General features: G+C 71.6%; 25 protein-coding genes. 14 read left to right on the top strand and 11 right to left on the bottom strand.

Features of this window, described 5'->3' with window-relative positions:
- Positions 1-18: 18 nt before the first annotated feature.
- Both ACFVGW_RS21075 and ACFVGW_RS21080 read right to left on the bottom strand, forming a co-directional pair.
- Complete coding sequence (locus ACFVGW_RS21075) at positions 19-1,104, bottom strand: WD40/YVTN/BNR-like repeat-containing protein (protein WP_385853067.1); 1,086 nt, start codon at positions 1,102-1,104, stop codon at positions 19-21.
- Positions 1,105-1,283: 179 nt separating this feature from the next.
- The gene (locus ACFVGW_RS21080) at positions 1,284-2,366 is read right to left on the bottom strand and encodes an NADH:flavin oxidoreductase/NADH oxidase (protein ID WP_385853068.1); all 1,083 of its coding nucleotides are present in this window, start codon (positions 2,364-2,366) and stop codon (positions 1,284-1,286) included.
- Positions 2,367-2,484: 118 nt separating this feature from the next.
- On the opposite strand from ACFVGW_RS21080, the gene ACFVGW_RS21085 reads away from it, so the two are divergent.
- Positions 2,485-2,841, top strand: a complete 357-nt coding sequence (locus tag ACFVGW_RS21085) for an ArsR/SmtB family transcription factor (RefSeq protein ID WP_385853069.1) — start codon at positions 2,485-2,487, stop codon at positions 2,839-2,841.
- A gap of 82 nt (positions 2,842-2,923) precedes the next feature.
- Here the strand turns inward: ACFVGW_RS21085 and ACFVGW_RS21090 are convergent, their stop codons facing one another.
- Positions 2,924-4,303, bottom strand: a complete 1,380-nt coding sequence (locus tag ACFVGW_RS21090; protein ID WP_385853070.1) for an FAD-dependent oxidoreductase — start codon at positions 4,301-4,303, stop codon at positions 2,924-2,926.
- A 100-nt stretch (positions 4,304-4,403) separates the two neighbouring features.
- A complete protein-coding gene (locus ACFVGW_RS21095; RefSeq protein ID WP_385853071.1) occupies positions 4,404-5,063 on the bottom strand; it encodes a DUF305 domain-containing protein in 660 nt (219 codons plus the stop codon).
- A 202-nt stretch (positions 5,064-5,265) separates the two neighbouring features.
- On the opposite strand from ACFVGW_RS21095, the gene ACFVGW_RS21100 reads away from it, so the two are divergent.
- Positions 5,266-6,798, top strand: a complete 1,533-nt coding sequence (locus ACFVGW_RS21100) for an LVIVD repeat-containing protein (protein WP_385853072.1) — start codon at positions 5,266-5,268, stop codon at positions 6,796-6,798.
- On the opposite strand, the gene ACFVGW_RS21105 is transcribed toward ACFVGW_RS21100, so the two are convergent.
- The 4 genes from ACFVGW_RS21105 to ACFVGW_RS21120 form a co-directional block, all read right to left on the bottom strand.
- On the bottom strand, positions 6,774-7,448 hold the full coding sequence (locus ACFVGW_RS21105) for a TetR/AcrR family transcriptional regulator (RefSeq protein WP_385853073.1): 675 nt from the start codon (positions 7,446-7,448) through the stop codon (positions 6,774-6,776). The two genes, ACFVGW_RS21100 and ACFVGW_RS21105, sit on opposite strands and share 25 nt — an antisense overlap.
- 129 nt (positions 7,449-7,577) lie before the next feature.
- Complete coding sequence (locus ACFVGW_RS21110; RefSeq protein ID WP_385853074.1) at positions 7,578-8,279, bottom strand: phosphatase PAP2 family protein; 702 nt, start codon at positions 8,277-8,279, stop codon at positions 7,578-7,580.
- Positions 8,280-8,333: 54 nt separating this feature from the next.
- Positions 8,334-9,269: a M56 family metallopeptidase gene (locus tag ACFVGW_RS21115; protein ID WP_385853075.1), complete on the bottom strand. Its 936-nt coding sequence runs from the start codon at positions 9,267-9,269 to the stop codon at positions 8,334-8,336.
- 86 nt (positions 9,270-9,355) lie between these two features.
- Positions 9,356-9,955, bottom strand: coding sequence for a DUF5134 domain-containing protein (locus ACFVGW_RS21120; RefSeq protein WP_385853076.1), 600 nt, complete (start codon positions 9,953-9,955; stop codon positions 9,356-9,358).
- Positions 9,956-10,099: 144 nt separating this feature from the next.
- On the opposite strand from ACFVGW_RS21120, the gene ACFVGW_RS21125 reads away from it, so the two are divergent.
- Positions 10,100-10,651: a GNAT family N-acetyltransferase gene (locus ACFVGW_RS21125; RefSeq protein WP_385853077.1), complete on the top strand. Its 552-nt coding sequence runs from the start codon at positions 10,100-10,102 to the stop codon at positions 10,649-10,651.
- Between the two features lie 94 nt (positions 10,652-10,745).
- Here ACFVGW_RS21125 and ACFVGW_RS21130 read toward each other — a convergent pair whose 3' ends face one another.
- Positions 10,746-11,429 (bottom strand): glycerophosphodiester phosphodiesterase, encoded by a 684-nt coding sequence (locus tag ACFVGW_RS21130; protein WP_385853078.1) that lies wholly within the window; start codon positions 11,427-11,429, stop codon positions 10,746-10,748.
- A 361-nt stretch (positions 11,430-11,790) separates the two neighbouring features.
- Between ACFVGW_RS21130 and ACFVGW_RS21135 the strand changes: the two genes are divergently transcribed.
- From ACFVGW_RS21135 to ACFVGW_RS21155, 5 genes are all read left to right on the top strand, one after another.
- On the top strand, positions 11,791-13,197 hold the full coding sequence (locus tag ACFVGW_RS21135) for a DUF6421 family protein (protein ID WP_385853079.1): 1,407 nt from the start codon (positions 11,791-11,793) through the stop codon (positions 13,195-13,197).
- Between the two features lie 29 nt (positions 13,198-13,226).
- Positions 13,227-13,985 carry an SDR family NAD(P)-dependent oxidoreductase gene (locus ACFVGW_RS21140; RefSeq protein WP_383223508.1) on the top strand — a complete coding sequence of 253 codons (759 nt, stop codon included), beginning with the start codon at positions 13,227-13,229 and terminating at the stop codon, positions 13,983-13,985.
- Positions 13,982-15,061, top strand: a complete 1,080-nt coding sequence (locus tag ACFVGW_RS21145; protein WP_385853124.1) for a threonine aldolase family protein — start codon at positions 13,982-13,984, stop codon at positions 15,059-15,061. Before ACFVGW_RS21140 ends, ACFVGW_RS21145 begins: the two co-directional genes overlap by 4 nt.
- A gap of 82 nt (positions 15,062-15,143) precedes the next feature.
- Positions 15,144-15,722 carry a transglutaminase family protein gene (locus ACFVGW_RS21150; RefSeq protein WP_385853080.1) on the top strand — a complete coding sequence of 193 codons (579 nt, stop codon included), beginning with the start codon at positions 15,144-15,146 and terminating at the stop codon, positions 15,720-15,722.
- A gap of 13 nt (positions 15,723-15,735) precedes the next feature.
- Positions 15,736-16,428, top strand: a complete 693-nt coding sequence (locus ACFVGW_RS21155; RefSeq protein ID WP_385853081.1) for a B3/4 domain-containing protein — start codon at positions 15,736-15,738, stop codon at positions 16,426-16,428.
- Positions 16,429-16,640: 212 nt separating this feature from the next.
- Here the strand turns inward: ACFVGW_RS21155 and ACFVGW_RS21160 are convergent, their stop codons facing one another.
- Positions 16,641-17,363 carry a lysophospholipid acyltransferase family protein gene (locus ACFVGW_RS21160; RefSeq protein ID WP_352187585.1) on the bottom strand — a complete coding sequence of 241 codons (723 nt, stop codon included), beginning with the start codon at positions 17,361-17,363 and terminating at the stop codon, positions 16,641-16,643.
- Positions 17,364-17,588: 225 nt separating this feature from the next.
- On the opposite strand from ACFVGW_RS21160, the gene ACFVGW_RS21165 reads away from it, so the two are divergent.
- The 5 genes from ACFVGW_RS21165 (at position 17,589) to ACFVGW_RS21185 (ending at position 22,056) form a co-directional block, all read left to right on the top strand.
- A complete protein-coding gene (locus ACFVGW_RS21165; RefSeq protein WP_385853082.1) occupies positions 17,589-17,906 on the top strand; it encodes a TlpA family protein disulfide reductase in 318 nt (105 codons plus the stop codon).
- A gap of 197 nt (positions 17,907-18,103) precedes the next feature.
- Positions 18,104-18,619, top strand: coding sequence for a flavin reductase family protein (locus ACFVGW_RS21170; RefSeq protein WP_383223495.1), 516 nt, complete (start codon positions 18,104-18,106; stop codon positions 18,617-18,619).
- 190 nt (positions 18,620-18,809) lie between these two features.
- The gene (locus ACFVGW_RS21175) at positions 18,810-19,595 is read left to right on the top strand and encodes an electron transfer flavoprotein subunit beta/FixA family protein (RefSeq protein ID WP_352187582.1); all 786 of its coding nucleotides are present in this window, start codon (positions 18,810-18,812) and stop codon (positions 19,593-19,595) included.
- A gap of 56 nt (positions 19,596-19,651) precedes the next feature.
- Positions 19,652-20,614, top strand: a complete 963-nt coding sequence (locus tag ACFVGW_RS21180) for an electron transfer flavoprotein subunit alpha/FixB family protein (protein WP_383288530.1) — start codon at positions 19,652-19,654, stop codon at positions 20,612-20,614.
- A 152-nt stretch (positions 20,615-20,766) separates the two neighbouring features.
- Positions 20,767-22,056, top strand: coding sequence for a DUF6986 family protein (locus ACFVGW_RS21185; RefSeq protein WP_385853083.1), 1,290 nt, complete (start codon positions 20,767-20,769; stop codon positions 22,054-22,056).
- Positions 22,057-22,244: 188 nt separating this feature from the next.
- Here ACFVGW_RS21185 and ACFVGW_RS21190 read toward each other — a convergent pair whose 3' ends face one another.
- Positions 22,245-23,324: a LacI family DNA-binding transcriptional regulator gene (locus ACFVGW_RS21190; RefSeq protein ID WP_385853084.1), complete on the bottom strand. Its 1,080-nt coding sequence runs from the start codon at positions 23,322-23,324 to the stop codon at positions 22,245-22,247.
- Positions 23,325-23,409: 85 nt separating this feature from the next.
- On the opposite strand from ACFVGW_RS21190, the gene ACFVGW_RS21195 reads away from it, so the two are divergent.
- On the top strand, positions 23,410-24,339 hold the full coding sequence (locus ACFVGW_RS21195; RefSeq protein WP_385853085.1) for an ROK family protein: 930 nt from the start codon (positions 23,410-23,412) through the stop codon (positions 24,337-24,339).
- Positions 24,340-24,473 lie beyond the last annotated feature (134 nt).

A 24,473-nucleotide genomic window follows, 5' to 3' on the forward strand; every position in this document is an offset into this window, starting at 1 on the left:
GCGCAGTGTCCTGTCCTCTCACGCGATCACCGCCGCCCGTACGCAGAGCACGTCCGGCAGATGCTCGGCCAGGAGCCGCCAGCTGTCGCCGTCGTCGGCGCTCGCGTACACCTCGCCGTTGCGGTTGCCGAAGTAGACGCCGGCCGGGTCCCCGTCGTCCGTGCACATCGCGTCCCGCAGCACCGTGCCGTAGTGGTCGCCCTCGGGCAGCCCCGTGCTCAGCGGTTCCCAGTGCGCCCCGGCGTCACTCGTACGGTAGACCCGGCAGCGGTGGCCGGCGGGCACCCGGTCCGCGTCCGCGTTGATGGGGAACACATAGGCCACATCGGCCCGATGGGGGTGCGCGGCCACCGTGAAGCCGAAGTCGGAGGGCAGACCGGCGCCGATGTCGGTCCACTTCCCGCCCGCGTCGTCGCTGCGGTACACCCCCCAGTGGTTCTGCAGGTAGAGCCGGTCCAGGTCGCCGGCGTCCTGCGCGATCTTGTGCACGCACTGGCCGAACTCCGGGTCGGGATCGGGCAGGAAGACCGCCGAGACGCCCTGGTTGGCGGGGGCCCAGCTCGCCCCGCCGTCCCGGGAGCGGAACACCCCGGCCGTCGAGACCGCCACCGTCACGGCCGCGGGGTCGCGCCGGTCGGTGACGATCGTGTGCACGGCCTCGCCGCCACCGCCGGGCACCCACTGGGACCTGGTGGGGTGCTCCCAGAGGGGACGGACCAGCTCGAACGACTCCCCGCCGTCCTCGGATCTGAACAGGGCGGCGGGCTCGGTCCCGGCGTAGACGACGTCGGGGGAGTGCGCGGGCGCGGGGTGCAGCTGCCAGACCCGCTCCAGCGAAGCACCCGTGTCCTGGGGGAACTTGACGGCCGGCTTCGTGGGCTCGGTCCATGTGGCGCCGAGGTCGTCGGAGCGGAAGACGGAAGGACCCCAGTGCGAACTGTCCCCGCCGAGGAGCAGCCGCGGTGTCGCGCGGCGCGTGTCGATGGCGACCGAGTAGATCGCCTGCGCGTTGAAGTGGGGTTCGTCGAACTCCCACCGGCCGTCGCGCCGTCGGCCGATGAACAGACCCTTGCGGGTACCTACGGTCAGTACTACGTCGGGCATGGCCGACACCTCCAGGACGCCGTTGTCGCGGATACGGGCCAGTCTGCACCCGACCACTGACAGTGGCTCCCGGAAGGGGCTCCTCCCCAGGTCAGCGGCGTGTTCCGGCCTGGGGAGGGACGAGAAGGGGGACGCGGGGACGGAGGGAACGGGAGAGGGCGAAGGGACGCGCGGCGGCGTCAGATCGCCCAGGCGTACGGGGCCGGTGCGTGCGTCTCGGCTCCCAGCTCGCGCGCGGCGCGGCGGGCCCAGGACGCGTCGCGGAGCAGCTCACGGCCGAGCAGGACGGCGTCGGCCTCCCCGTTGGCGACGATCTTCTCCGCCTGCCCGCTCTCCGTGATCAGCCCGACGGCTCCGACGGCCAGGCCGGTCTCGGCCTTGACCCGCGCCGCCATCGGCACCTGATAGCCGGGGCCGAGCGGGATCCGGGCCGGTCCGCCGTTGCCGCCGCTGGAGACGTCGAGGAGATCCACTCCGTGCGCACGCAGCAGGTGCGCGAAGCGGACGGTCTCGTCGGCGGTCCAGCCCTCGCCCTCCAGCCAGTCGGTGGCCGAGATCTTGAAGAAGAGGGGCAGCTCGTCGGGCCACACGCCCCGTACCGCGTCCACGACGTCGAGGGCCAGGCGGGTGCGGTTCTCGAAGGAGCCGCCGTAGGCGTCGGTGCGGTGGTTGGCGTACGGGGAGAGGAAGCTGCTGATCAGATAGCCGTGTGCGCCGTGCACCTCGACCACCTCGAAGCCGGCGGCGAGCGCGCGGCGGGCCGCCTCGGCGAACATGCCGGGGATCGCGGCGATCTGGTCGATGGTCAGCTCGGTCGGGACGGGATGGCCCTCGGCGAACGCGAGCGGGCTCGGCGCGAGCGGCTGCCAGCCGTGGTCGCCGGGGGCGACGGGGCCGCGGCCCTCCCAGGGGCGCCGGGTGGACGCCTTGCGGCCGCCGTGGCCGAGCTGAAGGGCGGGCACGGTGCCGTGCTCCTTGAGGAAGCGCGCGATCCGGCCCAGCGCCTCCGCCTGGGTGTCGTTCCAGATGCCGAGGTCGAAGGGGCTGATCCGGCCTTCGGGGGCCACCGCGGTCGCCTCGACGACGATCAGTCCGGTCCCTCCGGTGCCGCGGGCGGCGTAGTGGGCGAAGTGCCAGTCGTTCGCGACGCCCGTCTCCGGACCGGACGGCTCCGCCGAGTACTGGTCCATGGGGGCCATCCACACCCGGTTCGGGATGGTCAGGGACCTGAGGGTGTACGGCTCGAACAGGGCGACGGTCATGACGGAACTCCTCCTGCGGGGCCTTCGGGTCGTTCGTACGATAGCCGTCGTAGTACGGCACCTGTCAAACTACGACTGTCATCGTACAATGGTGGTCCCCGAACGAAGTGGAGCCGCCGTGACGACCGCGACCAGCGCTCGCGCCCTCGACCACCCCGCGCGCGAGGAGATCCGGCTCGAAGGTGTGCTGCACGCTCTGTCGGACGCGGTGCGGCTGCGGATCGTCAGCGAGATGGCCCGCGAGGGAACCGCGTTGAGCTGCTCGTTCTTCGACCTGCCGGTCACCAAGTCGACGACGACGCACCACTTCCGCGTGCTGCGCGAGAGCGGCGTCATCCGGCAGGGCTACCAGGGGACCGCCAAGCTGAACGCCCTGCGCCGGGACGACCTCGACGCTCTCTTCCCCGGCCTCCTCGACAGCGTCCTGGCAGCGGCAGAGGCCCAGGTCGCCCGGCTGAACAGGTCGCACAGCTGAACAGCCAGCCACGGCCCGACCGGAAACGGTCGGGCGCCGCACCGCCGGAGCCCGCCAACGCTGCTCGGCGGGTACGGCCCTCTCAGCCGTGCCCGGCCGCGTCCTCGCGGGCGGCGGCCCGCAGCCCCGCCCAGTCGGGGATCTTCACTCGGCCGCGGCCCAGCGCGTGACCGAGGGCCGACTCCGCCTCTTCGATCGAGAGCCAGCCCCGCCAGGCGACCGGCTCGTGCCCCAGGTCGCGCAACGCGCCGAGCGGGTCTCCCGCCACCTCGCGGTCCGCCAGCTCCGCCGCGTCGGCCAGCAGCGACGCCACCGTCTCCTTCGCGCACGGACGGTTCGTGCCGATGACGCCCGTCGGACCCCGCTTGATCCAGCCGGCCACGTACTCGCCGAGTGACGGGGAGCCCTCCCGCAGGACCCGCCCCGCCTCGTTCGGTACGGTGCCCCGGGCCTCGTCGAAGGGCAGCCCGGGCAGCGGCACCCCCTTGTACCCGACGGCCCTCAGGACCAGTTGGGCCTCGATCTCCTCGAAGCGGCCGGTGCCCCGCACGCCCCCGGCGCCGTCAGGTTCGGTCCGCTCGAAACGGACCGCGGCCACACGGCCGTTCTCGCCGAGCAGTTCCACGGGGCGCAGGAAGAACCGGAGCCGGATCGCGCGCGCCACGTCGTCCCCGTCCGCGTCGCCGGCCGCCCAGCCCCGGACGACCTCCAGGTTCCGCCGGTTCACCGCGGGCAGGCCCGAGGGGTCGGCGAACGACGGATCCAGGGCCAGGTCGGCCGCCTCCACCCCGACCCGCACACCCGGGAGCCCGCCCAGCTCCCGCAGCTCCTTCGTGGTGAACTTCGCCTGCCCGGGCCCGCGCCGCCCGACCATGTGCACCTCGCGCACCCGGCTGGCCTCCAGCGCCCTGAGCGCGCCCTCGGGCACGTCCGTCGGCCGCAGCTCGTCCACGCCCCGCGCCAGGATCCTGGTGACGTCCACCGCCACGTTGCCCACGCCGATGACGACCGCAGAACGGCCGTGCAGGCCGGTCCCGGAGCCGGTGAAACCGTTGGCGGAGGCGTCGGGGTGCGCGCTGTACCAGGAGACGAAGTCGGTGGCCGAACAGCTGCCCGCCAGGTCCTCGCCCGGCACCCCGAGGCGCCGGTCCCGTGCCGCGCCCACGCAGTACACGACCGCGTGGTACAGCTCCAGGAGACGGGCCGGGGTCAGCCCCCGCGTGCCGATCTCGACGTCTCCGACGAAGGTGATCCGCTCGTCCTCCAGGACCGCGCGGAGGTTCTGCTGCAGCGACTTGATCTTCTCGTGGTCGGGTGCGACCCCGTAACGGACCAGTCCGTACGGGCACGGCAGCCGGTCCAGGACGTCGACCCGGATCCCGGGCACCGTCGACTGCTGGACCAGCGACTGGGCCGTGTAGACCCCGCTGGGACCGGAACCGACGACAGCGACACGAAGCACGTCCGTACTCCTTCCCGCCGCGGGGAAGCCCGCCGAGAGGCTTCCAGCATCTCACCGGAAGCCCCCTGAGGGGAGGTGCGCGACACGACCCGGCCCGCGCCTACATCGACCGCATCCGGTTGATCTCCGCCGTCTGCTGCGCGATCACGTCGTTCGCCATCTCCTCCACGAGCACGTTGTTCCCGTTCCCCAGCACCTCCGCCGCCATCGTCACCGCGCCGTCGTGGTGCGTGATCATCAGCTTCAGGAACAACTCGTCGAAGGCTGTGCCCTTCGCGTTCCTGAGGGCCGTGAGCTGAGCCTCCGTCGCCATCCCCGGCATCGTGTGGTGGTCGTGCCCGGTCTGCTCGCGCGGGCCGCCGTTGGTTTTCAGCCAACCCTCCATCGCACCGATCTCCGGCTTCTGCGCCGCCGCGATCCGCTCCGCCAGCTTCTTGATCTGCTCGGACTCGGCCCGCTCCGGCACGAGAGCGGTCATCGTGAGCGCCTGCCGGTGATGGACGACCATCATCTGGGCGTAGGTGAAGTCCGCCGCGTTGGGCTTGCCGTCGGGCAGCAGCTTGGACGCCTCCGCGGGGGATATTCTCCGCGCCGGCTCGCCCGGTTTCCCCGGTGCCACGACCGCGGGCCCGGTGGATCCCTGGCTCTGCGGCTCGCCTCCCGGGCCGGAGCCGGAGCCCGATTCGCAGGCGGCGAGCGCCAGCACGGCGACGGCGGTGAGCGCCACGGCGACGGCTCCGCGGTTACGGCGGTTCAACAAGGCGACCTCCAGGGGTGGTTCCGGGGGCAGGGGCAGGGGGCCGAGGCATGGCCGGGGGACTGTTCCTAGCACGCTTCCACGAGAAGTCGATCAAAAACCTTCATGACATGTGTGTTGCCATCTGTTGAGATGTGCACGCTAAGGACGATACTGCCGGGGTCCATCAACCGTTCAACTACGAACGGATACAAGGGAGGACGGAGTGACTTCGTTGCGAACCACCCGCATCACGCGCACCCCGCGTGCTCGGATCAGAGGCCTGGGTGTGGCGACCGCCGCGGCCGGACTGCTGGTCAGCCTGCTCGCCGCAGGTCCCGCGGCCGCCACGCCCGACCCGGGTGACGCCACCGCGTCGCAGGGCACCGTCTCCTCGGAGCAGGCGGCCGAAGCCCGGTCCGCCATCCAGAGCGGCGAGATACCCGGCGTGGACGAGATCGTGCACAGCGACAACATCCAGCACCTCGTGAACATCCCCAAGGACGCTCTCGCGGGCACCAACTCCGACCTGGCCTTCCAGGGCAAGTACGCCTTCGCGGGCAACTACGACGGCTTCCGGATCTTCGACATCAGCAACCCGCGCGCCCCGAAGACGGTCGCCCAGGTGCTGTGCCCCGGCTCGCAGAACGACATCTCCGTCTCCGGTAACCTCGTCTTCCTCTCCACCGACTCCTCCCGCAGCGACAACTCCTGTGCCAGCGTCAGCCAGCCGGCCACGGAGAAGTCCTCCTGGGAGGGCATGAAGATCTTCGACATCAGCGACATCAGGAACCCGAGGTACGTCGCCGCCGTCGAGACCGCCTGCGGTTCGCACACCCACACCCTGGTGCCCAAGAAGCGGGACGTGTACGTCTACGTCTCGTCCTACTCGCCCAACGCGGCGTTCCCGGACTGCCAGCCGCCGCACGACGGCATCTCGGTCATCAAGGTGCCGCGCAAGGCCCCGGAGAAGTCCGCGATCGTCTCCTTCCCCGTCCTCTTCCCCGGTGAGGGCCCGGACGGCGGCGGCAACCCCGGTGGTCCGACCAACCCGGGCGTCTCCAAGACCACCGGCTGCCACGACATCACGGTGCTGCCGAGCAAGGACCTCGCGGCCGGCGCCTGCATGGGCGACGGCATCCTCTTCGACATCGAGGACCCGGAACGGCCCAAGGTCATCGACCGGGTCCAGGACAACGTCAACTTCGCGTTCTGGCACTCGGCGACCTTCAACCAGAAGGCGAACAAGGTCGTCTTCACCGACGAGCTCGGCGGTGGCGGCGGCGCGACCTGCAACGAGGTCGTGGGCCCGAACCGTGGCGCGGACGGCATCTACGACATCGTCGGCAAGGGCGAGCACCGCGAACTCGTCTTCCGCAGCTACTTCAAGATCCCGCGCCACCAGGCCGACACCGAGAACTGCGTCGCCCACAACGGCTCGCTGATCCCGGTCAAGGGCAAGGACCTCATGGTCCAGGCGTGGTACCAGGGCGGTGTGTCCGTCTGGGACTTCACCGACTCCCGCAAGCCGAAGGAGATCGCCTACTTCGAGCGCGGTCCGCTCTCCGCCACCACCATCAGCACGGGCGGTTCGTGGTCCGCGTACTACTACAACGGCTACATCTACTCGAACGACATCGCGAAGGGCTTCGACGTCCTGAAGCTCGACGACCGTCGCACGGACCCGGCGAAGCGGATCCGGATGGACGCGCTCAACGTCCAGACCCAGCCGGACTACTTCGACGACTTCGAGGACTGACGCGGCACACGGACCGGTAACACCGAAGCCGTGAACGGCATGCCGTCGGGCGGACCACCGTCCGGCGGCATGCCCTGCTCCCAGTCCAGTCCGTACCGCTGGAACAGCTCCCCCCGCAGCCGGGTCACCGGCATCGGCGCCCCCGGCAGCAGCACCGCCACGACAGCGCCCATCAGCAGGGCGCGCAGCAGCGGATAGTCCGCGTCCACGTTCGCGGAGCCGTACCGCGCCATCGTGTCCCGCAGCAGGAACGCCAGCCGCTGCTGCTCCGGGCACTGCACGAAGCCCTCGGCCTGGAGGATGCCCGCCATGTGCGTCCGCATCAGCACCGGATGGTCCACGGCCAGGCCGAGTACGGCGTCGATGGCGCGCGCCATCCGCTCGCGCCCGTCCTCCGTGCGCGGCTCGCGCTCCAGCGCCTCCTCCAGGGTGAGGTGCATCAGCCGGTGCACCGCCGACTGCAGCAGATGGCGCTTGCCGGGGAAGTAGTACGAGATCAGTCCCCGGGCCGAACCGGCCCGCTCGGCGATGTCGCCCAGCGTCGTCGCCTCGTACCCGCGCTCCGACACAAGCTCGACCGTGGCCTGGAGAAGCCGCTCACGTGAGCGTCGCCGAAGCTCTTCATTGACCTCTGGGCTACGCGGGGACATGCTGGACTCCTGCGTTGACTGGCTCACAGCCAATATACTCAGCGCAGCCTGCTGTCGCGCCCTCATGGCTGGTCAGTGGGTATGCCGTCTGTTCTGGGCGACGCGGGGGATCGTCCAGAACAGGCGGCTTCACGTTGTTTCTCCCATTCTGCCCCCGTCCGTCCCCGGAGGATCCGCCCGGTCGGATCTCCTCGCGGCCCTCTCGTGCCACACGGCGCCGTACCGGCGGTACGTGACGATCGCCGCGGCGGCCACGCACCAGCCCAGGAGCCAGCCGGCCACGACGTCCGACAGCCAGTGCACGCCCAGGTAGATCCGGGTCCACCCCACCCCGAGCACCGACACCAGTGCGGCCACGGCGAGCACGCTCCAGCCACGCCAGGTCTCCCGCCAGTGCAGGGCGAGCACCCAGAGCAGCAGCCCGCAGCCCACCGTCTCGGTCATCGCGTGTCCGGACGGGAAGGCCGCGTACTGCGCCGAGTCGACCGGGTCGGGCCAGCCGGGCCGCGGCCTGCCGACCGCCGCCTTCAGCCCCTGCTGGACCCCCGACGCGAAGAGCGTCGCCGCCGCCACCCACAGGGCCAGCCACCGCTCGCGGCGCCACCACAGCACGAGGACGGTGGCGGTGATCAGCGCGCGCATCGTCCACGGGTCCCACACCCAGTCGGTGAGGATCCGGTTGGCATGTGTGAACCCGGGCTCGGCGAGCGCACTGCGGTGCAGCGCGTCGGCGACCGACCGGTCCAGGGAGAGAAGCGGGGGCCAGCCCACCACCACAAGGACGAGCAGCAGCACGGCGAGGGCACCGGAGACCAGGGCGGAGGAGCGCATGGGCCGATCTTCCCCGACGTTCGCGCCGGCACACCCGCGTCCGCGCCGTCCGCGTTACCCGAGCGCCTTCAGCGCGGGGACGAACGCCACCAGGACCGGCACCACGGGCACCAGTGCCGCGGCGGCCGTCAGCCGCAGCCGCCTCCCCGCGGTGAGCCGGGGCGCGGCCGTCAGCAGGCGGTTCACCCGCCCGGGGAGGTCCGCGCCGGGTGCCGAGCCGGGGCCGAACACCCCGCGCTCCTCGTTGAGTTCGACCAGCGCCAGCGCGATCGTCAGCCGCCCGAACCGCCGCGAGGCGACATCGTCGGCCGCCAGCTCCACCAGCCGGTGCATCTGGTCACGGAAGGCCGCGAAGACCGGGATCCCCGGGAACCCGCCCGCGAGCGCGCCCGAGCAGTGCAGCAGCCAGTCGTGGCGCGCCCGGGCGTGTCCCTGCTCGTGGGCGAGGACGGCGTCGAGCTGGCGCCCCTTCAGCCGGCGCAGCGCCGCCGTCGTGATGACCAACTGCGGCGTGGTACCCGGCAGCCACCAGGCGTCGGGACGTTCGCCCTCCAGGACCACCAGTCGGCCGCTTCCCGGCTCCTCGCCGGGCAACAGCGGGGAACGGACGAGCAGTTCGCCGCGCCGCTGCCGACGGCGCGCCCGCGCCCCCCGGATCTCCCGGGTCAGCATCGCGCCGGTCCACAGCCCGCCACAGGCGAGAATCACGGCGAGCGCCCCCGACCAGGGCTGGTGGGCGCCCAGTTCGTACGCCTCGATCACCCGGCTCGGCGCGCCGACGAAGACGTGGCCCCGCACTCCCTGCCAGGCCGCCGCCGCGCTGAACGTCATCGACAGCGCGAAACACAGCAGCACCGCCGCCACCACGCACTGCCACATCCACAACGCCACCACGGGCTCGCGTTCCGCCCAGTCGGACCGCGACAGCAGCCGCGGGGCCACGGCGGCCGTCAGGACGCCGAGCGCGAGCAACGCGAGGGAGACCAACATGACGCAAGACTATGAGGCCGTGCTACGCGCGGGTACGGCCGGGCGCGTCAAGTGACGTACGCCACGGCCCGGCCCCGCGCGCCGGCTCACAGCGCGACGAGCATCGCCAGCATCGCGAGGGCCATCGACAGCCGGCACACGAGCGTGAACTCGGGCCGTACGACCCACGCCGGCGCGGGTCCGCCTGCGGACAGAGCGGTCGAGGCCGTCACCGAGGCCACCGCCGGCGCCCCCGTCGAGACCGTCACCGGAACCAGTCGGGCGCCCGAGCGGAGCACGTACGCGACGTAGTACAGGAGCAGTACCGCCGTCACCAGAGGGGCACTTCCGCCGCCCCCGCCGCTCCCGTGCGCCCCGTGCGCCGCGCCCTGGACCGGCCACGCCATGTAGACCATCGCCAGCGACCCCACCAGATGGTGCAGATGGTGTCCGCCGCGCCGCACCGACACCAGCGCGTGCAGCGCCGCCGCCCCGAACACCGCCGCGTACACCGACCACCACCACGACGGTGGTGTCACGACCGCGGCGGGCAGCGCCATCGCGGCCATGCCGAAGCCCATCACCGCCTCGCCCGCCGCCGCCCCGCGCTCCTCACCCGCGCAGCGACGCGCGCGCAGCAGGCAGTACGCCCCGCTCGCACCGCACAGCGTCAGCATCAGCCAGGCCGACAAGGCCGGTCCGTGCACGGCACACCTCCCCAGGTCTCCCTCCCCGTCGATGCCCACGCCCGGCCGGGCGCACGCGAGCGCACAGGCGTACGTGGGGGAGCACACGCCGGGGCGCTACGCTCGGGGGGATCGCCAGCGCCTCCGAGGGGAGACCCGAACAGCATGGACACCGCCACGCCGCAGGACACCGACCGGATCACCTACCGCGACGCGGTGGAGGACGATGTCGCGGCCCTCGTGCCGCTCGTCGAGTCGGCGTACCGCGGCGACTCCAGCCGGGCCGGCTGGACCACCGAGGCGGACATCCTGCAGGGGCAGCGGACCGACGCGGAGGGTGTGCGGGCGGTGATCACCACCCCGGGCAGCCGGCTGATGGTGGTGGAGCGGGACGGCGGGATCGTCGCCTGCTGCCAGCTCGAACACCGGGGTGAGGCCGCCTACTTCGGTATGTTCGCCGTCCGCCCCGAGCTCCAGGGCGCGGGCCTCGGCCGTCGCATCATCGAAGAGGCCGAGCGCCGGGTGCGGGAGATCTGGGGTGTGGGCGAGATGCACATGACCGTGATCTCGGTGCGCGAGGAGCTCATCGCCTGGTACGAGCGGCGCGGCTACCGCCGTACGGGACGGATGACGCCGTTCCCGTACGGCGACGAGCGCTTCGGCGTCCCGCAGCGGGACGACCTGCAGTTCGAGCTCCTGGTGAAGCCGCTGGCCTGAGGCCGGGGACCTGGAGCCGCGGGCCTTGAGCCCGTCGGCCTGGGCCCGTCGGCCTGGGCCCGTCGGCCTGGGGCCGCGGCCCCCGACCCGCGGCTCAGGCCGTGAAGCGGCCGGTGCGGCGGATCTCCGGATAGTCGGTGGTCGCACCGTCCAGCTCCAGGGCGCGGACCAGCCGCAGGTGGTCCTGGGTGTTCACCACCCAGCCGATCACCCGCAGCCCCTCACGGTGGGCGTGCTCGACCGTCTCCAGGGTCAGGTGCTGGATGCTCAGGACGAGCGCGCCGGCCCCGACGGCCTTCGCCCGGTCCACGATGTCCGCGCCCCACTCCTCCGCGACCAGCGCCGTACGGGCTCCGGGGACCAGCCGGGCGACCTCGGCGAGCGCCTCGTCGTGGAAGGAGAGGACCTCCACGCGGCCGACCAGGTCGCGCCGGTTCATCACCTCGGCGAGCGTCCTGGCAGCCGCGACGTCCTTGATCTCCGCCTGGAGCGGGGACCGCACCGCGTCCAGGACCTCTTCGAAGACGGGGACGCGCTCCCCGTGCCCCGCGTCGAGCTCGCGCAGCTCCGCCAGGGTCTTCTCGGCGATCGGGCCGCTGCCGTCGGTGGTCCGGCCGACATCGGCGTCGTGCATGACGACGAGGGCGCCGTCCTTGCTCAGATGGAGGTCCAGCTCGATGACGTCCATACCGGACTGTTCGGCGCGGACGAAGGAACGCAGGGTGTTCTCGGGCTCGACGCCCATGACTCCGCGGTGACCGATGGTGAGGAAACTCAAGATCTTCTCGCTTCCGTCGATGTCCGGGCCCAGGTCCCTCCGGGCTCCCGGTGCGGCTCGGGGCGCAGCCTAATGACTTCACCGCAAGAAGGAAGCGCATGCGCGCGTGCCGTCGGAAGGCCCCCCTCCGGCCGATGATCTCCCCCGTCGCCGCCCTCGCCCGACCCGGGGGCGTCCGTGGTGTGCGGCTCCGGGGCTCGGCCGCCAGAGCGAGGGATGCGAGCGCTCAAACCCCCTCGCGCAGGAAATTTAACGGTGACCATGGGGGTGGGGCAGGATAATTTCTCTTCCCCCTCTTGTCCGGAGGAACCGCCGCCGGTTACGGTGTCTTGACGCGAGGTTCTCCTGTGGAGGAAGTGACATGACGGAAATTCTTGTGCAGGACGCGACCGGTGGGGGGATACTCACCGCTGCTCCGGTGGTCGACCACCCTGCCTGGCCCGAGCTCAAGAATGCCGTGGAGGAGATCCGCCCCTGGCAGAGCAAGGACGGCTCCATCGACTTCGAGGCCGAGGGCGCGCCGTCCCGCGCCCAGGCCGAGAGCACGGTCGAGCGGATCGTCGACGCGGTCGAGCAGCTCTCCCCGCTGCTCCCGCACGACGCCGCCTACCACCGCGCGCTCGTCGCCGACCTGCGCACGTGGGCCAAGGGCGGCTTCGAGGTCCCCGACTTCCTCGACTCCCTGCTGGCCTTCCAGCCCGCCGCCGACCGTCAGGACGGGCTCCAGCACCTGGCGCTCTTCCCGATGTACACCCAGAACGGCAACCCGGACCGCAACCTCGAGGCGGTCGTGCTGCGCATGGTGTGGCCGGAGTGGCTCTCCGAGCTGGAGCGCACCCGCTTCGACAACCCGCTCTTCTGCGGCATCACCTTCGAGGACTTCACCGCCGGGTACGACACCAACTCCGCCGTCCTCTTCCCCGAGACCGTCGCCGTACGCGAGGCCCCCGAGCGCTTCAGCTGGGGCGGCATCTTCTGCGACCGCGAGGCCGCCCGCTTCCGCAAGGTCACCGAGGCCTCCGTCGACATCCTGGGCATCGACCTGCCCGAGGACATCGCGGCCATGGTCCAGGACCAGAAGCGCTGCGAGGCCGCGTTCGTGCTCTGGGACATGGTCCACGACCGCACCCACAGCCACGGCGACCTGCCGTTCGACCCGTTCATGATCAAGCAGCGCCAGCCGTTCTGGATGTACGGCCTGGAGGAGCTGCGGTGCGACCTCACCGCCTTCAAGGAGGCCGTGAAGCTGGAGGCCGAGGGCAACTCCCACGGCCGTGACGTGCAGTACGCCGTCCTCTTCGACCGGATGTTCCGCTTCCCGGTCACCGGTGACCGCAACCGGAACTACGACGGTGTGGGCGGCCAGCTCCTCTTCGCGTACCTGCACAAGCACGACGTCGTGCGCTGGACCGACAACAAGCTCAAGATCGACTGGAACCGTGCCCCCGAGGTCACCAACCAGCTCTGCGCCGAGATCGAGAAGCTGTACCGCGACGGCATCGACCGCCCGAAGCTGGTCCACTGGCTCAAGGCGTACGACCTGGTCTCCACCTACCTCGCTCCGCACCCCGGATCGAAGTGGGCCAAGGGCCCCGACGCCCTGGACCTGACCCTCCCGCCCCGCAAGCTCGTCGACGACGTGCTTCCGGACGAGTTTCCGCTCAGCATGTTCTATGAGGCCCTGTCCAAGAAGCTCAAGAACGTGATCGCCTCCACCAAGGGCATCACCGCCGCGAACGCTTCGCGGACCGGGCAGGCTGCCGCGTGAACCCAGTCACGGAGAAGGAGGGGACGACCATGAACGACAACGGGAACGGCGGGCCGCTGGAGGGTGCCGTCATCGCGGTCGCGGGAGCCGCCGGACCTGCCGGCCGGGCGACGCTGATGCGCCTCGCCGACGCCGGCGCCATCGTCGTCGGAGCCGACGCCGACCCGGCCCGCCTGGCCGAGGCGGTCGACGCCGCGCGGTACGCCCACGGCGGCGCCACGGTCATCGGCGACACGGTCGACCTCTTCGATCTCGGTGCGGCCCGGGAGTGGGCCGACAAGACCGAGAAGGAGTTCGGCCGGATCGACGGGCTCATCCACCTCGTCGGCGGCTGGCGCGGCAGCGCCTCCTTCGGCGAGACCGACCTCGCCGACTGGAACTTCCTGGAGAAGCTCCTCATCCGCACGGTCCAGTCCACCTCCCTGGCCTTCCGCGATGCGCTGGGCCGCAGCGACCGGGGCCGCTATCTGCTGATCAGCGCCGCGGGCGCCTCCAAGCCCACCGCCGGCAACGCGGCCTACGCCGCGGCCAAGGCGGCGGCCGAGGCGTGGACGCTCGCCATGGGCGACGACTTCCGCAAGGCGGGGGGCGACGAGGGCCCCCAGGCCGCGGCTGCCATCCTGGTGATCAAGGCACTGGTGCACGACGCCATGCGCGCCGAGCGCCCGAATGCGAAGTTCGCGGGCTTCACCGACGTCGACGATCTGGCCGCCGAGATCGTCGCCGTCTGGGACCGGCCCGCACAGGAAGTGAATGGACAGCGTCTGTGGCTGACCCCCAAGCCGTGACCCCGGCCCTGCCCTCCAGGACCGACGCCCGTCGTCACCACGACCCGTCGGTCCGGGGCTTCGCCAGCGACAACTACGCCGGCGTCCACCCGGAAGTGCTCGCGGCCATCGCGGTCGCCAACGGCGGCCATCAGGTCGCCTACGGCGAGGACGACTACACCGAGCACCTCCAGCGCATCATGCACAGCCACTTCGGTCCGAGCGCCGAGGCCTTCCCGGTGTTCAACGGCACCGGCGCGAACGTCACCGCCCTCCAGGCGCTGACCGACCGCTGGGGCGCCGTGATCTGCGCCGAGTCCGCGCACATCAACGTGGACGAGGGCGGCGCCCCGGAGCGGATGGGCGGCCTCAAGCTGCTCACCGTGCCCACCCCGGACGGCAAGCTCACACCCGAGCTGATCGACCGGCAGGCCTGGGGCTGGGAGGACGAGCACCGCGCCATGCCGCAGGTCGTCTCGATCACCCAGAACACCGAGCTGGGCACCGTCTACACCGTGGACGAGATCCGGGCCATCGTGGAGCACGCCCACGCCAAGGGCATGAAGGTGCACCTCGACGGCGCCCGGATAGCCAACGCCGCCGCCTCCCTGAACGTGCCGATGCGGGCGTTCACCAACGCGGTCGGTGTCGACGTGATCTCCTACGGCGGCACCAAGAACGGCATGATGTTCGGCGAGGCCGTGGTCGTCCTGAACCCGGACGCGGTCAGCCACATGAAGCATCTGCGCAAGCTGTCCATGCAGCTCGCGTCCAAGATGCGGTTCGTGTCGGTGCAGCTGGAGGCGCTGCTCGCCAAGGACCTGTGGCTGCGCAACGCCTCGCACGCCAACGCGATGGCCCAGCGCCTCGCGGCCGGCGTGCGCGAGGTGGACGGGGTGGAGATCCTCTATCCGGTGCAGGCCAACGCGGTCTTCGCGCGGCTCCCGCACGAGGTGAGCACCCGTCTGCAGAAGCGGTTCCGCTTCTACTTCTGGGACGAGGCCGCAGGCGATGTGCGCTGGATGTGCTCCTTCGACACCACGGAGGACGACGTCGACGCCTTCCTCCAGGCCCTGAAGGAGGAGATGGCGCGGTAGCGTCTCTCCCGCATGGCATAGGTATGCGACCGGCCGGAAAGTCATTGACTTCCGGCCGGTCGTTTTCCTAGGGTCCCCGGCTATGGAGCTGATCCAGAAGCACCCCGACCTCTCCTCGTATCTTGTCGCGGACGAGGTCATCGACCATGAGCACCCCGTCGTGCGCGAGACGGCCGCCGCGCTGCGGGCCGGGAACCCTGACGTATACGCATACGCCCGGGCCGCGTTCGTTCACGTGCGGGACGAGATCCCGCACTCGAGCGACACCGGCGACCCGCGCGTCACCTGGCGCGCCTCCGACGTCCTCGCGCGGCGCACCGGAATCTGCCACGCCAAGGCGCACGCGCTCGTCGCGCTGCTGCGTGCCGAGTCGATCCCGGCGGCGCTCTGCTACCAGAAGTTCGAGGTGCTGCACGGGCTGGTCGCGATCCGGTTGCCCGGTACGGAGACGTGGCACCGGCAGGATCCGCGCGGGGGGTTGCCGGGTCAGGAGGCGGAGTTCTCGCTGGAGCAGGAACGGCTGGCCTTCCTGCCGGACCCCGAGTTCAATGAGATGGACTATCCAGTGCTGTATTCTGTACCGCATGCGGGAGTGCTGAGCGCCATGCGGTCCGCGCCGGACAGTCTGGAGCTCCTGCGGACCCTTCCGACCGACCTCTGACGCAAGGACGACGATGCCCCTCACCCTGACGGTCTCCGACGAGGTGCGTGCCCTCGTGCCCGGCTTCACCCACCTCGCCGTCGAGGCCCACGGGCTCGTCAACGGCCCCAGCGACGAGACCAGTTCGGCCCTGCTCGACGACGCGGCCCGCCGTCTCGCCGAGCGGCTCGCGGGCCGGACCCCGGACCAGGACCCGCACATCGCGGCCTGGCGCGCGGCGTACTCCGCGTTCGGGGCCAAGCCCTCGCGTACGCGCAACTCCGCGGAGGCCCTCGCCAGGCGGGCGCTCGCCGACGGCGGACTGCCCCGGATCAACCGGCTCGTCGACGCCTACAACGCGATCAGCGTCGCGTACCTCGTCCCGGCCGGCGGCGAGGACCTCGACCGCATCCAGGGCGGCATGAGCCTCGTACGGGCCGCCGGCGACGAGCCGTTCGTAACCATGGCGGGCGGCGAGGAGACGGTCGAGCACCCGGAGCCGGGCGAGATCGTCTGGCGCGACGAGGCGGGCGTCACCTGCCGCCGCTGGAACTGGCGCCAGGGGCCGCGCACGCGGATCGACGACGACACCGTCGACGCGATCTTCCTGTTGGAGTCGCTGACGCCCATGACGCGCAGCGAGCTCCTCGCCGCCGGCGCGGAGCTCGCCGAGTCGCTGGAGAAGCTGAGCCCCGGGGCGCGGATCACCGTCCGCGACCCGGAGTAAGCCCCGTTACGGTTCGGGGCCGGCGACCGGGGCCGGCGCACGGGGGTCGGCGACCGGGGCCAGCGCACCGGGGTCGGCGTGCCGCGGCAGCTGTACGGCGGCAGGGTTTCCCGCGTCAGCTCACCGCCGGTCGTCCGGAGTGACGTTTCTTCGGGTGGGGGCGGCCCGGCCGGCCGCGCCCGCCCGTGGGGCCCGGTGCCGGCGGTCCGGCGTCAGCCGGCGTCCTTCACCTCGGCCGGGGTCGGCGCCGTACCCCCGAGGTGCGCGGGCACCCACCAGGTGTCGCCCGCGTCCTTGGGGCGGACGGGATAGGCGCGCTGCGCCGCCTCCAGGAGCTCCTGGCAGCGCTCGCGCAGGCGCCGGGTGATGGCACCCGCGTACTGGTCGGTGGGAGCCTCCACCGGCTCGCCCACCCGGATCGTCACCGGGATGTGGCTGCGCTTGAAGTTCCGCGGACGGCCCTTGGTCCAGATCCGCTGCGTGCCCCAGAGCGCCATCGGGATCAGCGGCACCCCGGCCTCCTGTGCCAGCCGCGCCGCACCCGACTTGAAGCTCTTCAGCGTGAAGGACTGGGAGATGGTCGCCTCGGGGAAGACGCCGATGATCTCCCCGGCCTTCAGCGATTCCAGCGCGTGCTTGTAGGCGTGCTCGCCCTGCGAGCGGTCCACCGGGATGTGCTTCATGCCGCGCATCAGCGGGCCCGAGACCTTGTGCCGGAAGACCGAGTCCTTGGCCATGAAGCGCACCAGACGCTTCTGCGGCAGCGCGGCCAGGCCCGTGAAGATGAAGTCCAGATAGCTGATGTGGTTGCTGACGAGCACCGCGCCACCCGTGCGCGGGATGTGCTCCGAACCCTGCGTGTCGATCTTGAGGTCAAGTGCCTTGAACATGGTCAGTGCGGCACCGATGACCGGCCGATACACGAGTTCTGCCATCTGAGAGGAACCCCTTCTTCTGTGCCTGGGGAGGGTTCTCCCGGCGGAAGTTACGCAGCCGTAGGTTTTCGGCTTTGGGCAGATCGTGCCCCATGTGGGCCCCCGTGACCAGTCCTGACGGCTTCGTACGGAGAGATAATCGTCACGCCCGGTGGCCGTGACGGGAATCGATCGGCGGCGTGGGGCGCTGCACGGGGGAGTGGCGGGCGACAGGAAGACGGAGACATGGCAGCACAGTCCGAGGGGTTCGGCGGCGAGGACGGGGTCGAGCTGGGTGAGCGGGCCACACTCGTCCAGTTCTCCACCGCCTTCTGTCAGCCCTGTCGCGCCACGCGCCGCACCCTCGCCGAGGTCGCCCGGATGGTCGAGGGCGTGGGGCACGTCGAGATAGACGCCGAGGAACGGCTCGATCTCGTACGGAAGTACGACATCGTCCGCACGCCCACCGTGCTCGTCCTCGACCGCGCCGGACGGGTCGTCGTCCGTGCCTCCGGGCAGCCTCGCCGCGCGGACGTGATCACCGCGCTGGGGCGGGCGGTCTGACGCGGTGACACATCTCCCACATCCCGGTACCCACTTGACTGCACCTGCCATCGATCGCCAGTCTGACGATGTGCCTTCAGAACTCCTTCTCCACGGGCGGGTCCACGTCGACCTGGCCCGTCACGCGAGCGCGCGCTGTCCGGGTGTCTGAGAACCCCAGGACCCCTCGAACGCTCCCCTCGCAGAAGGACAACCCGATGACGGTTTCGCCCGAACTCCGCACCGTCGGCGCCCCTCGCCTGGCCTCTCCCGACCTCCTCCGCTCCGTCTTCCGGCAGCACGCGGCGGGTGTCGCGGTCATCACCGCCCAGGGCGAGCGCCCGGTCGGCTTCACCGCCACCTCCCTCAGCTCCGTCGCCGCGGACCCTCCGCTCCTCTCCTTCGGTGTCGGCACCTCCTCGTCCAGCTGGCCGGTGCTCGCCGAGGCGGAGCACGTCGGCGTCCACATACTCGGCGAGCACCAGCGCGAGCTGGCCGACACCTTCGCCCGCAGCGGGGCCGACCGGTTCGGGCACCCGACGCGCTGGAGCGAGGGTCCCGAGGGCGTCCCGGTCCTGGACGGCGTCCTCGCCTGGCTGGTGTGCCGCGTTGTGGCGCGTGTCCCGGCCGGGGATCATCGGATCGTGATCGCCCAGGCCGTCGCCGGAGACCCGGCCGGAGCGGGTCGGCCGCTGCTGTACCACCAGGGGCGCTTCAACGCCCTGCGCGACTGAGGGTTCCCTTCCTTCGGCGTTGGCAACGTCACACGGCTGAGCGCTTGCTCACTGGTAACGGACTGGGTGTACTGACGAGTAATATTCCGGTGGGAGCGGTCGGACGCCCCGACCGGAAACCCGCCCTTCAGGCGCCTATGCTGCGAGCAACAAGGCAGCCCAGTTATGACGATGCAGTAGGAGAGCCGGCGTGAGCTTGAGGATCGTTGTCTGTGTGAAGTACGTGCCCGACGCCACCGGCGACCGGCACTTCGCCGATGACCTGACCGTCGACCGCGACGACGTCGACGGCCTGCTGTCGGAGCTCGACGAGTACGCGGTCGAGCAGGCGCTCCAGATCGCCGAGGAGGCCGACGACGCCGAGGTCACCGTCCTCACCGTCGGCCCCGAGGACGCGAAGGACGCGCTCCGCAAGGCGCTGTCGATGGGCGCCGACAAGGCCGTCCACGTCGAGGACGACGACCTGCACGGCTCCGACGTCATGGGCACCTCGCTGGTCCTGGCGAAGGCGATCGAGAAGACCGGCTACGACGTCGTCATCGCCGGTATGGCCTCCACCGACGGCACCATGGGCGTCCTCCCGGCGATCCTGGCCGAGCGCCTGGGCGTTCCGCAGGTCACGCTGCTCTCCGAGGTGAAGATCGAGGACGGCAAGGTGACCGGCCGCCGCGACGGCGACACCGCGTCTGAGCAGCTGGAGGCGTCGCTTCCGGCCGTCGTGTCGGTGACCGACCAGTCCGGCGAGGCCCGCTACCCGTCCTTCAAGGGCATCATGGCCGCCAAGAAGAAGCCGGTGGAGTCCCTGGACCTGGAGGACCTCGAGATCGAGGCCGACGAGGTCGGCCTGGAGGGCTCCTGGACCGCGGTCGACTCCGCCTCCGAGCGTCCGGCCCGCACGGCCGGCACGATCGTCAAGGACGAGGGCGAGGGCGGCAAGCAGCTGGCCGAGTACCTCGCGAGCCAGAAGTTCATCTAGGGCTCGCGCGAGCCACCTGACCCGCCCCCTTTTCGTTCGCAGGAGATTGAATCCCCATGGCTGAGATTCTCGTCTACGTCGACCACGTCGACGGAGCCGTCCGCAAGCCCACCCTGGAGCTGCTGACGCTCGCCCGCCGCCTGGGCGACCCGGTCGCCGTCGCCCTCGGCGCCGGTGCGGCCGACACCGCCGCCGCGCTCGCCGAGCACGGTGCCGTGAAGGTCCTGACCGCCGACGCCCCGGAGTTCGCCGAGTACCTCGTCGTCCCGAAGGTCGACGCGCTGCAGGCCGCGTACGAGGCCGTCTCCCCGGCCGCCGTGCTCGTCCCGTCCTCTGCCGAGGGCAAGGAGATCGCGGCCCGCCTCGCGGTCCGCATCGGCTCCGGCATCATCACCGACGCCGTCGACCTGGAGGCCGGTGACGAGGGCCCGGTCGCGACGCAGTCCGCGTTCGCCGCCTCCTTCACCACCAAGTCCCGCGTCTCCAAGGGCACCCCGGTCATCACGGTCAAGCCGAACTCGGCCCCCGTCGAGGCCGCCCCGGCCGCCGGCGCCGTCGAGACCCTCGCGGTCTCCTTCGGCGAGCTGGCCACCGGCACCAAGGTCACCGCGCGCACCCCGCGCGAGTCGACCGGCCGCCCGGAGCTGACCGAGGCCGCGATCGTGGTCTCCGGCGGCCGTGGCGTCAACGGCGCCGAGAACTTCTCGGTCATCGAGAAGCTTGCCGACTCGCTCGGTGCCGCCGTCGGCGCCTCGCGTGCCGCCGTCGACGCCGGCTGGTACCCGCACTCCAACCAGGTCGGCCAGACCGGCAAGTCGGTCTCGCCGCAGCTGTACATCGCCTCCGGCATCTCCGGTGCGATCCAGCACCGCGCGGGTATGCAGACCTCGAAGACCATCGTGGCCATCAACAAGGACGCCGAGGCCCCGATCTTCGACCTCGTCGACTACGGCGTGGTCGGCGACCTCTTCGACGTCGTCCCGCAGCTGACCGAGGAGATTCAGACCCGTAAGGGCTGACCTGCGGTTCTGTTCGGTCCGGGGGCCGCGTGGTGATGATCACCGCGCGGCCCCCGGCCGTTTCGGACACCCATTGACGCAGGTCCCGACCGACTACTAACTTCGCTATACGGATTGTTGATTCCGTGAAGCGGAAAACAGGAGGATGTGGGATGGGTCAGCAGGAGAAGGTGTCGACGAGCCTCGCCGGAGCGGTCAGCGAGGGCATCAGCGCCTCCCTCGCAGCGGTGGACGCCGAGCTCGACCGGCGCTACCCGGGCGACCCGGGCACCCGCCAGCCGGTCCACACCGTCTACGTCCCCGGCAACGTCTTCGACGCCGGAACCATCAGCTCCTGGGGTGACCAGGCCCTCGCCGCCCTCGACGAGCACGCCCGGGACGCCCACTCCTTCGCCGAGGTGCTCGGCCTCTCCCACGACCTCGCCGAGGACGTCTACGGCCGCGTACGCGCCAAGCTGGAGCGCGAGCCGATCGAGGACCTCCGGGTCGACTTCGAGGACGGGTACGCCGGTCAGGACGAGGACCAGGATGCCGCCCGCTCCGCGCGGCTGATCTCGGAGGCGTACGCGAACGGCACAGCCGCTCCGTACATGGGCATCCGGATGAAGTGCATGGAGGCGGCCGTACGCGACCGCGGCATCCGCACCACCGACGTCTTCCTCACCGGCCTCCTCGAGAACGGCGGCCTTCCCGACGGCCTCGTCCTCACGCTTCCCAAGGTGACCTACCCCGAGCAGGTCTCCGCCTTCGTCCGCCTCCTGGAGGCCTTCGAGAAGGCCCACGGCCTGGACGAGGGCCGTCTGGGCTTCGAGATCCAGATCGAGACCAGCCAGTCCATCCTCGCCACCGACGGCACCGCCGCCGTCGCCCGCATGATCGGCGCCGCCGAGGGCCGCGCGACCGGTCTGCACTACGGCACCTTCGACTACAGCGCCTGCCTCGGCGTCTCCGCCGCCTACCAGGCCAGCGACCACCCGGCGGCCGACCACGCCAAGGCGATCATGCAGGTCGCCGCCGCCGGCACGGGCGTACGGGTCTCCGACGGCTCCACCAACGTCCTCCCGGTCGGCTCCACCGAGCACGTGCACGAGGCCTGGCGCCTGCACTACGGCCTCACGCGCCGCGCGCTCGCCCGCGCCTACTACCAGGGCTGGGACATGCACCCGGGCCACATCCCGACCCGGTACGCCGCCGTCTTCGCCTTCTACCGCGAGGGCTTCGAGGCCGCCGCCAAGCGCCTCTCGGCCTACGCCAACCACGCGGGCGGCGACGTCATGGACGAGCCCGCCACGGCCAAGGCGCTCAGCTCCTACCTCCTGCGCGGCATCGACTGCGGCGCCCTGGACACCGCCGAGGTCGACGCCCTCACCGGCCTGTCCCGCGCCGACCTCGACCGCTTCGCGGCCCCGCGCCGCGGCGACCTCACGGCGACGGCGCAGTAACGGCCCCGAGCCGTAGGCGCACCCAGCCGGCGACGAGCGCCACCCCGCCCCGTTCTCCGTTCGTGTACGGAGAACGGGGCGGCGGAGTCTACGGGCGGCCTGGGGTCGGGCGGCCTGGAGGGAACCCGGCGCGCCCGGCTACGGTCCGGGTCCCGGGTCCCGGGTCCCGGCTACGGTCCGGGACCCGGCTACGCGGGCGGCGGCGGGATCTCGCCCGAGCCGCGCGGGATCAGCCGGGTGTCCAGGACGACACGGGCCGGCTCGTCGTCGAAGCCGTCCAGGCGGCGGAAGAGCCGCTCCGCCGCCGTGCGGCCCAGGGCCGCCGCGTCCTGGGCGATCACGGTGATGCCGAGGAGATCGGCCAGCTCGATGTCGTCGAAGCCCACCAGGGCCACCGGACGCTCACGGCCGGCCAGGGTGCGGACCGCCGTGACCGTGACCCGGTTGTTGCCCGCGAGGAGCGCCGTCACCGGCTCCGGGCCGGAGACCATGGCGGTCACCGCCTCCCGGACCCGGTCGGGGGCCGTCGGCCCCAGCGAGACCCACGAGGGGTCGACGTCGAGCCCCGCGTCCTCCATCGCCGCCCGGTATCCGCGCAGGCGCTCCGTCGCCGTGTGGATGCGGGGCTGGTCGCCGATGAAGCCGATCCGGCGGTGCCCGTGCGCGATCAGATGGGCCACGCCGTCGCGCGAGCCCCCGAAACTGTCCGACAGGACGACGTCGGCGTCGATGCTTCCGGCGGGGCGGTCCACGAAGACCGTGGCGACACCCGCCTTGATCTCGGGTTCGAGGTAACGGTGGTCCGTACCGGCGGGGATGACGATCAGTCCGTCCACCCGCCGGGCGCACAGTGCGAGGGCCAGCTCCTGCTCGCGCTCCGGGTCCTCCGCGCTGGAACCGTTGATGAGCAGGGCCCCGTGGGCGCGGGCGACCTCCTCCACGGCGCGGCTGAGCGGACCGTAGAACGGGTCGGCGAGGTCTTCGAGGACCAGACCCACGGATGCCGTACGGCCCTTGCGCAGTACGCGCGCGCTGTCGTTGCGGCGGAAGCCGAGCGAGTCGATGGCCTCCTGCACGCGGCGCTCGGTGTCGGGAGTGACTCCCGGTTCACCGTTGACGACGCGGGAGACCGTCTTGAGCCCGACGCCGGCCAGCGCGGCGACGTCCTTCATCGTGGGCCGATTGCCGTAACGGTGCTCGGGGCGGCGGGCGGTGTCGGCCACAGTGCGCGAATCTCCTCGGGTCTCGTCTCTGTCTCGTCCGAGCATAGGCCCTGGACAACGTTGTCAGGGCGGGAGAGACTGTACGTCACAGCGATCTACACGCTCTCGCCCCTCTGGAGACACCGCGCACATGCAGACTGACCTCGTTGCCGCCCTGGACTTCGGCGGCACCAAGATCGCCGGCGCGCTGGTGGACGGCGCCGGCGGCATTCTCGTACGGGCGCAGCGGCCCACTCCCGCACGGGAGGACGGCGAGACGGTGATGCGGGCGGTCGAGGCGGTGCTCGCGGACCTGGCGGCCTCGCCCCTGTGGGACGCGGCGCACACGGTCGGCATCGGCAGCGCGGGCCCCGTGGACGCCTCGGCGGGCACGGTCAGCCCGGTCAACGTCCCCGGCTGGCGCGGCTTTCCGCTGGTCGAGCGCGTTCACCGGGCGGCTGGTGGGCGACCCGTGACACTCGTCGGCGACGGCGTCGCCATGACGGCCGCCGAGCACTGGCAGGGCGCCGCCCGCGGCCACGACAACGCGCTCTGCCTGGTCGTCTCGACGGGTGTCGGCGGCGGTCTGGTGCTCGGCGGTCGGGTGCACCCCGGCCCCACCGGCAACGCGGGCCACATCGGTCACATCAGTGTCGACTTGGACGGCGACCCGTGCGCCTGTGGCGGCCGCGGCTGCGTCGAACGCATCGCCAGCGGGCCGCAGATCGCCCGCCGCGCCCTCGAGAACGGCTGGCGGCCGGGCCCGGACGGTGACACCTCCGCCGCGGCGGTCGCGGCGGCCGCGCAGGCGGGGGAGTCGGTCGCCGTCGCGTCGTTCGAGCGTGCCGCGCGGGCGCTGGCCGCGGGAATCGCCGCCACGGCGACCCTGGTCGAGATCGACATCGCCGTCGTGGGCGGCGGTGTGGCGGGCGCGGGCGACGTGCTCTTCGCGCCGCTGCGGCGCAGCCTGCGGGAGTACGCGACGCTGTCCTTCGTCCGCGACCTCGCCGTCGTCCCCGCGCTCACCGGAACGGATGCCGGCCTGCTCGGCGCGGCGGCGGCGGCCCGCAAGGTGGCCTGACGCGCGGCCGCGTGCCGCGCTCGATTCCGCGCCCCGCGCTCGATTCCGCGCCCCGCAGGCAGGTTCGGGCCCCGCGCTCGGTTCCGCGCCCCGCAGCCGGGTTCGCGTGCCGGGGGCGGCGCCTCCGAGCCAGG

Source organism: Streptomyces sp. NPDC127129, from assembly GCF_042671585.1.
In the GTDB taxonomy this organism is placed as follows: Bacteria; Actinomycetota; Actinomycetes; order Streptomycetales; family Streptomycetaceae; genus Streptomyces.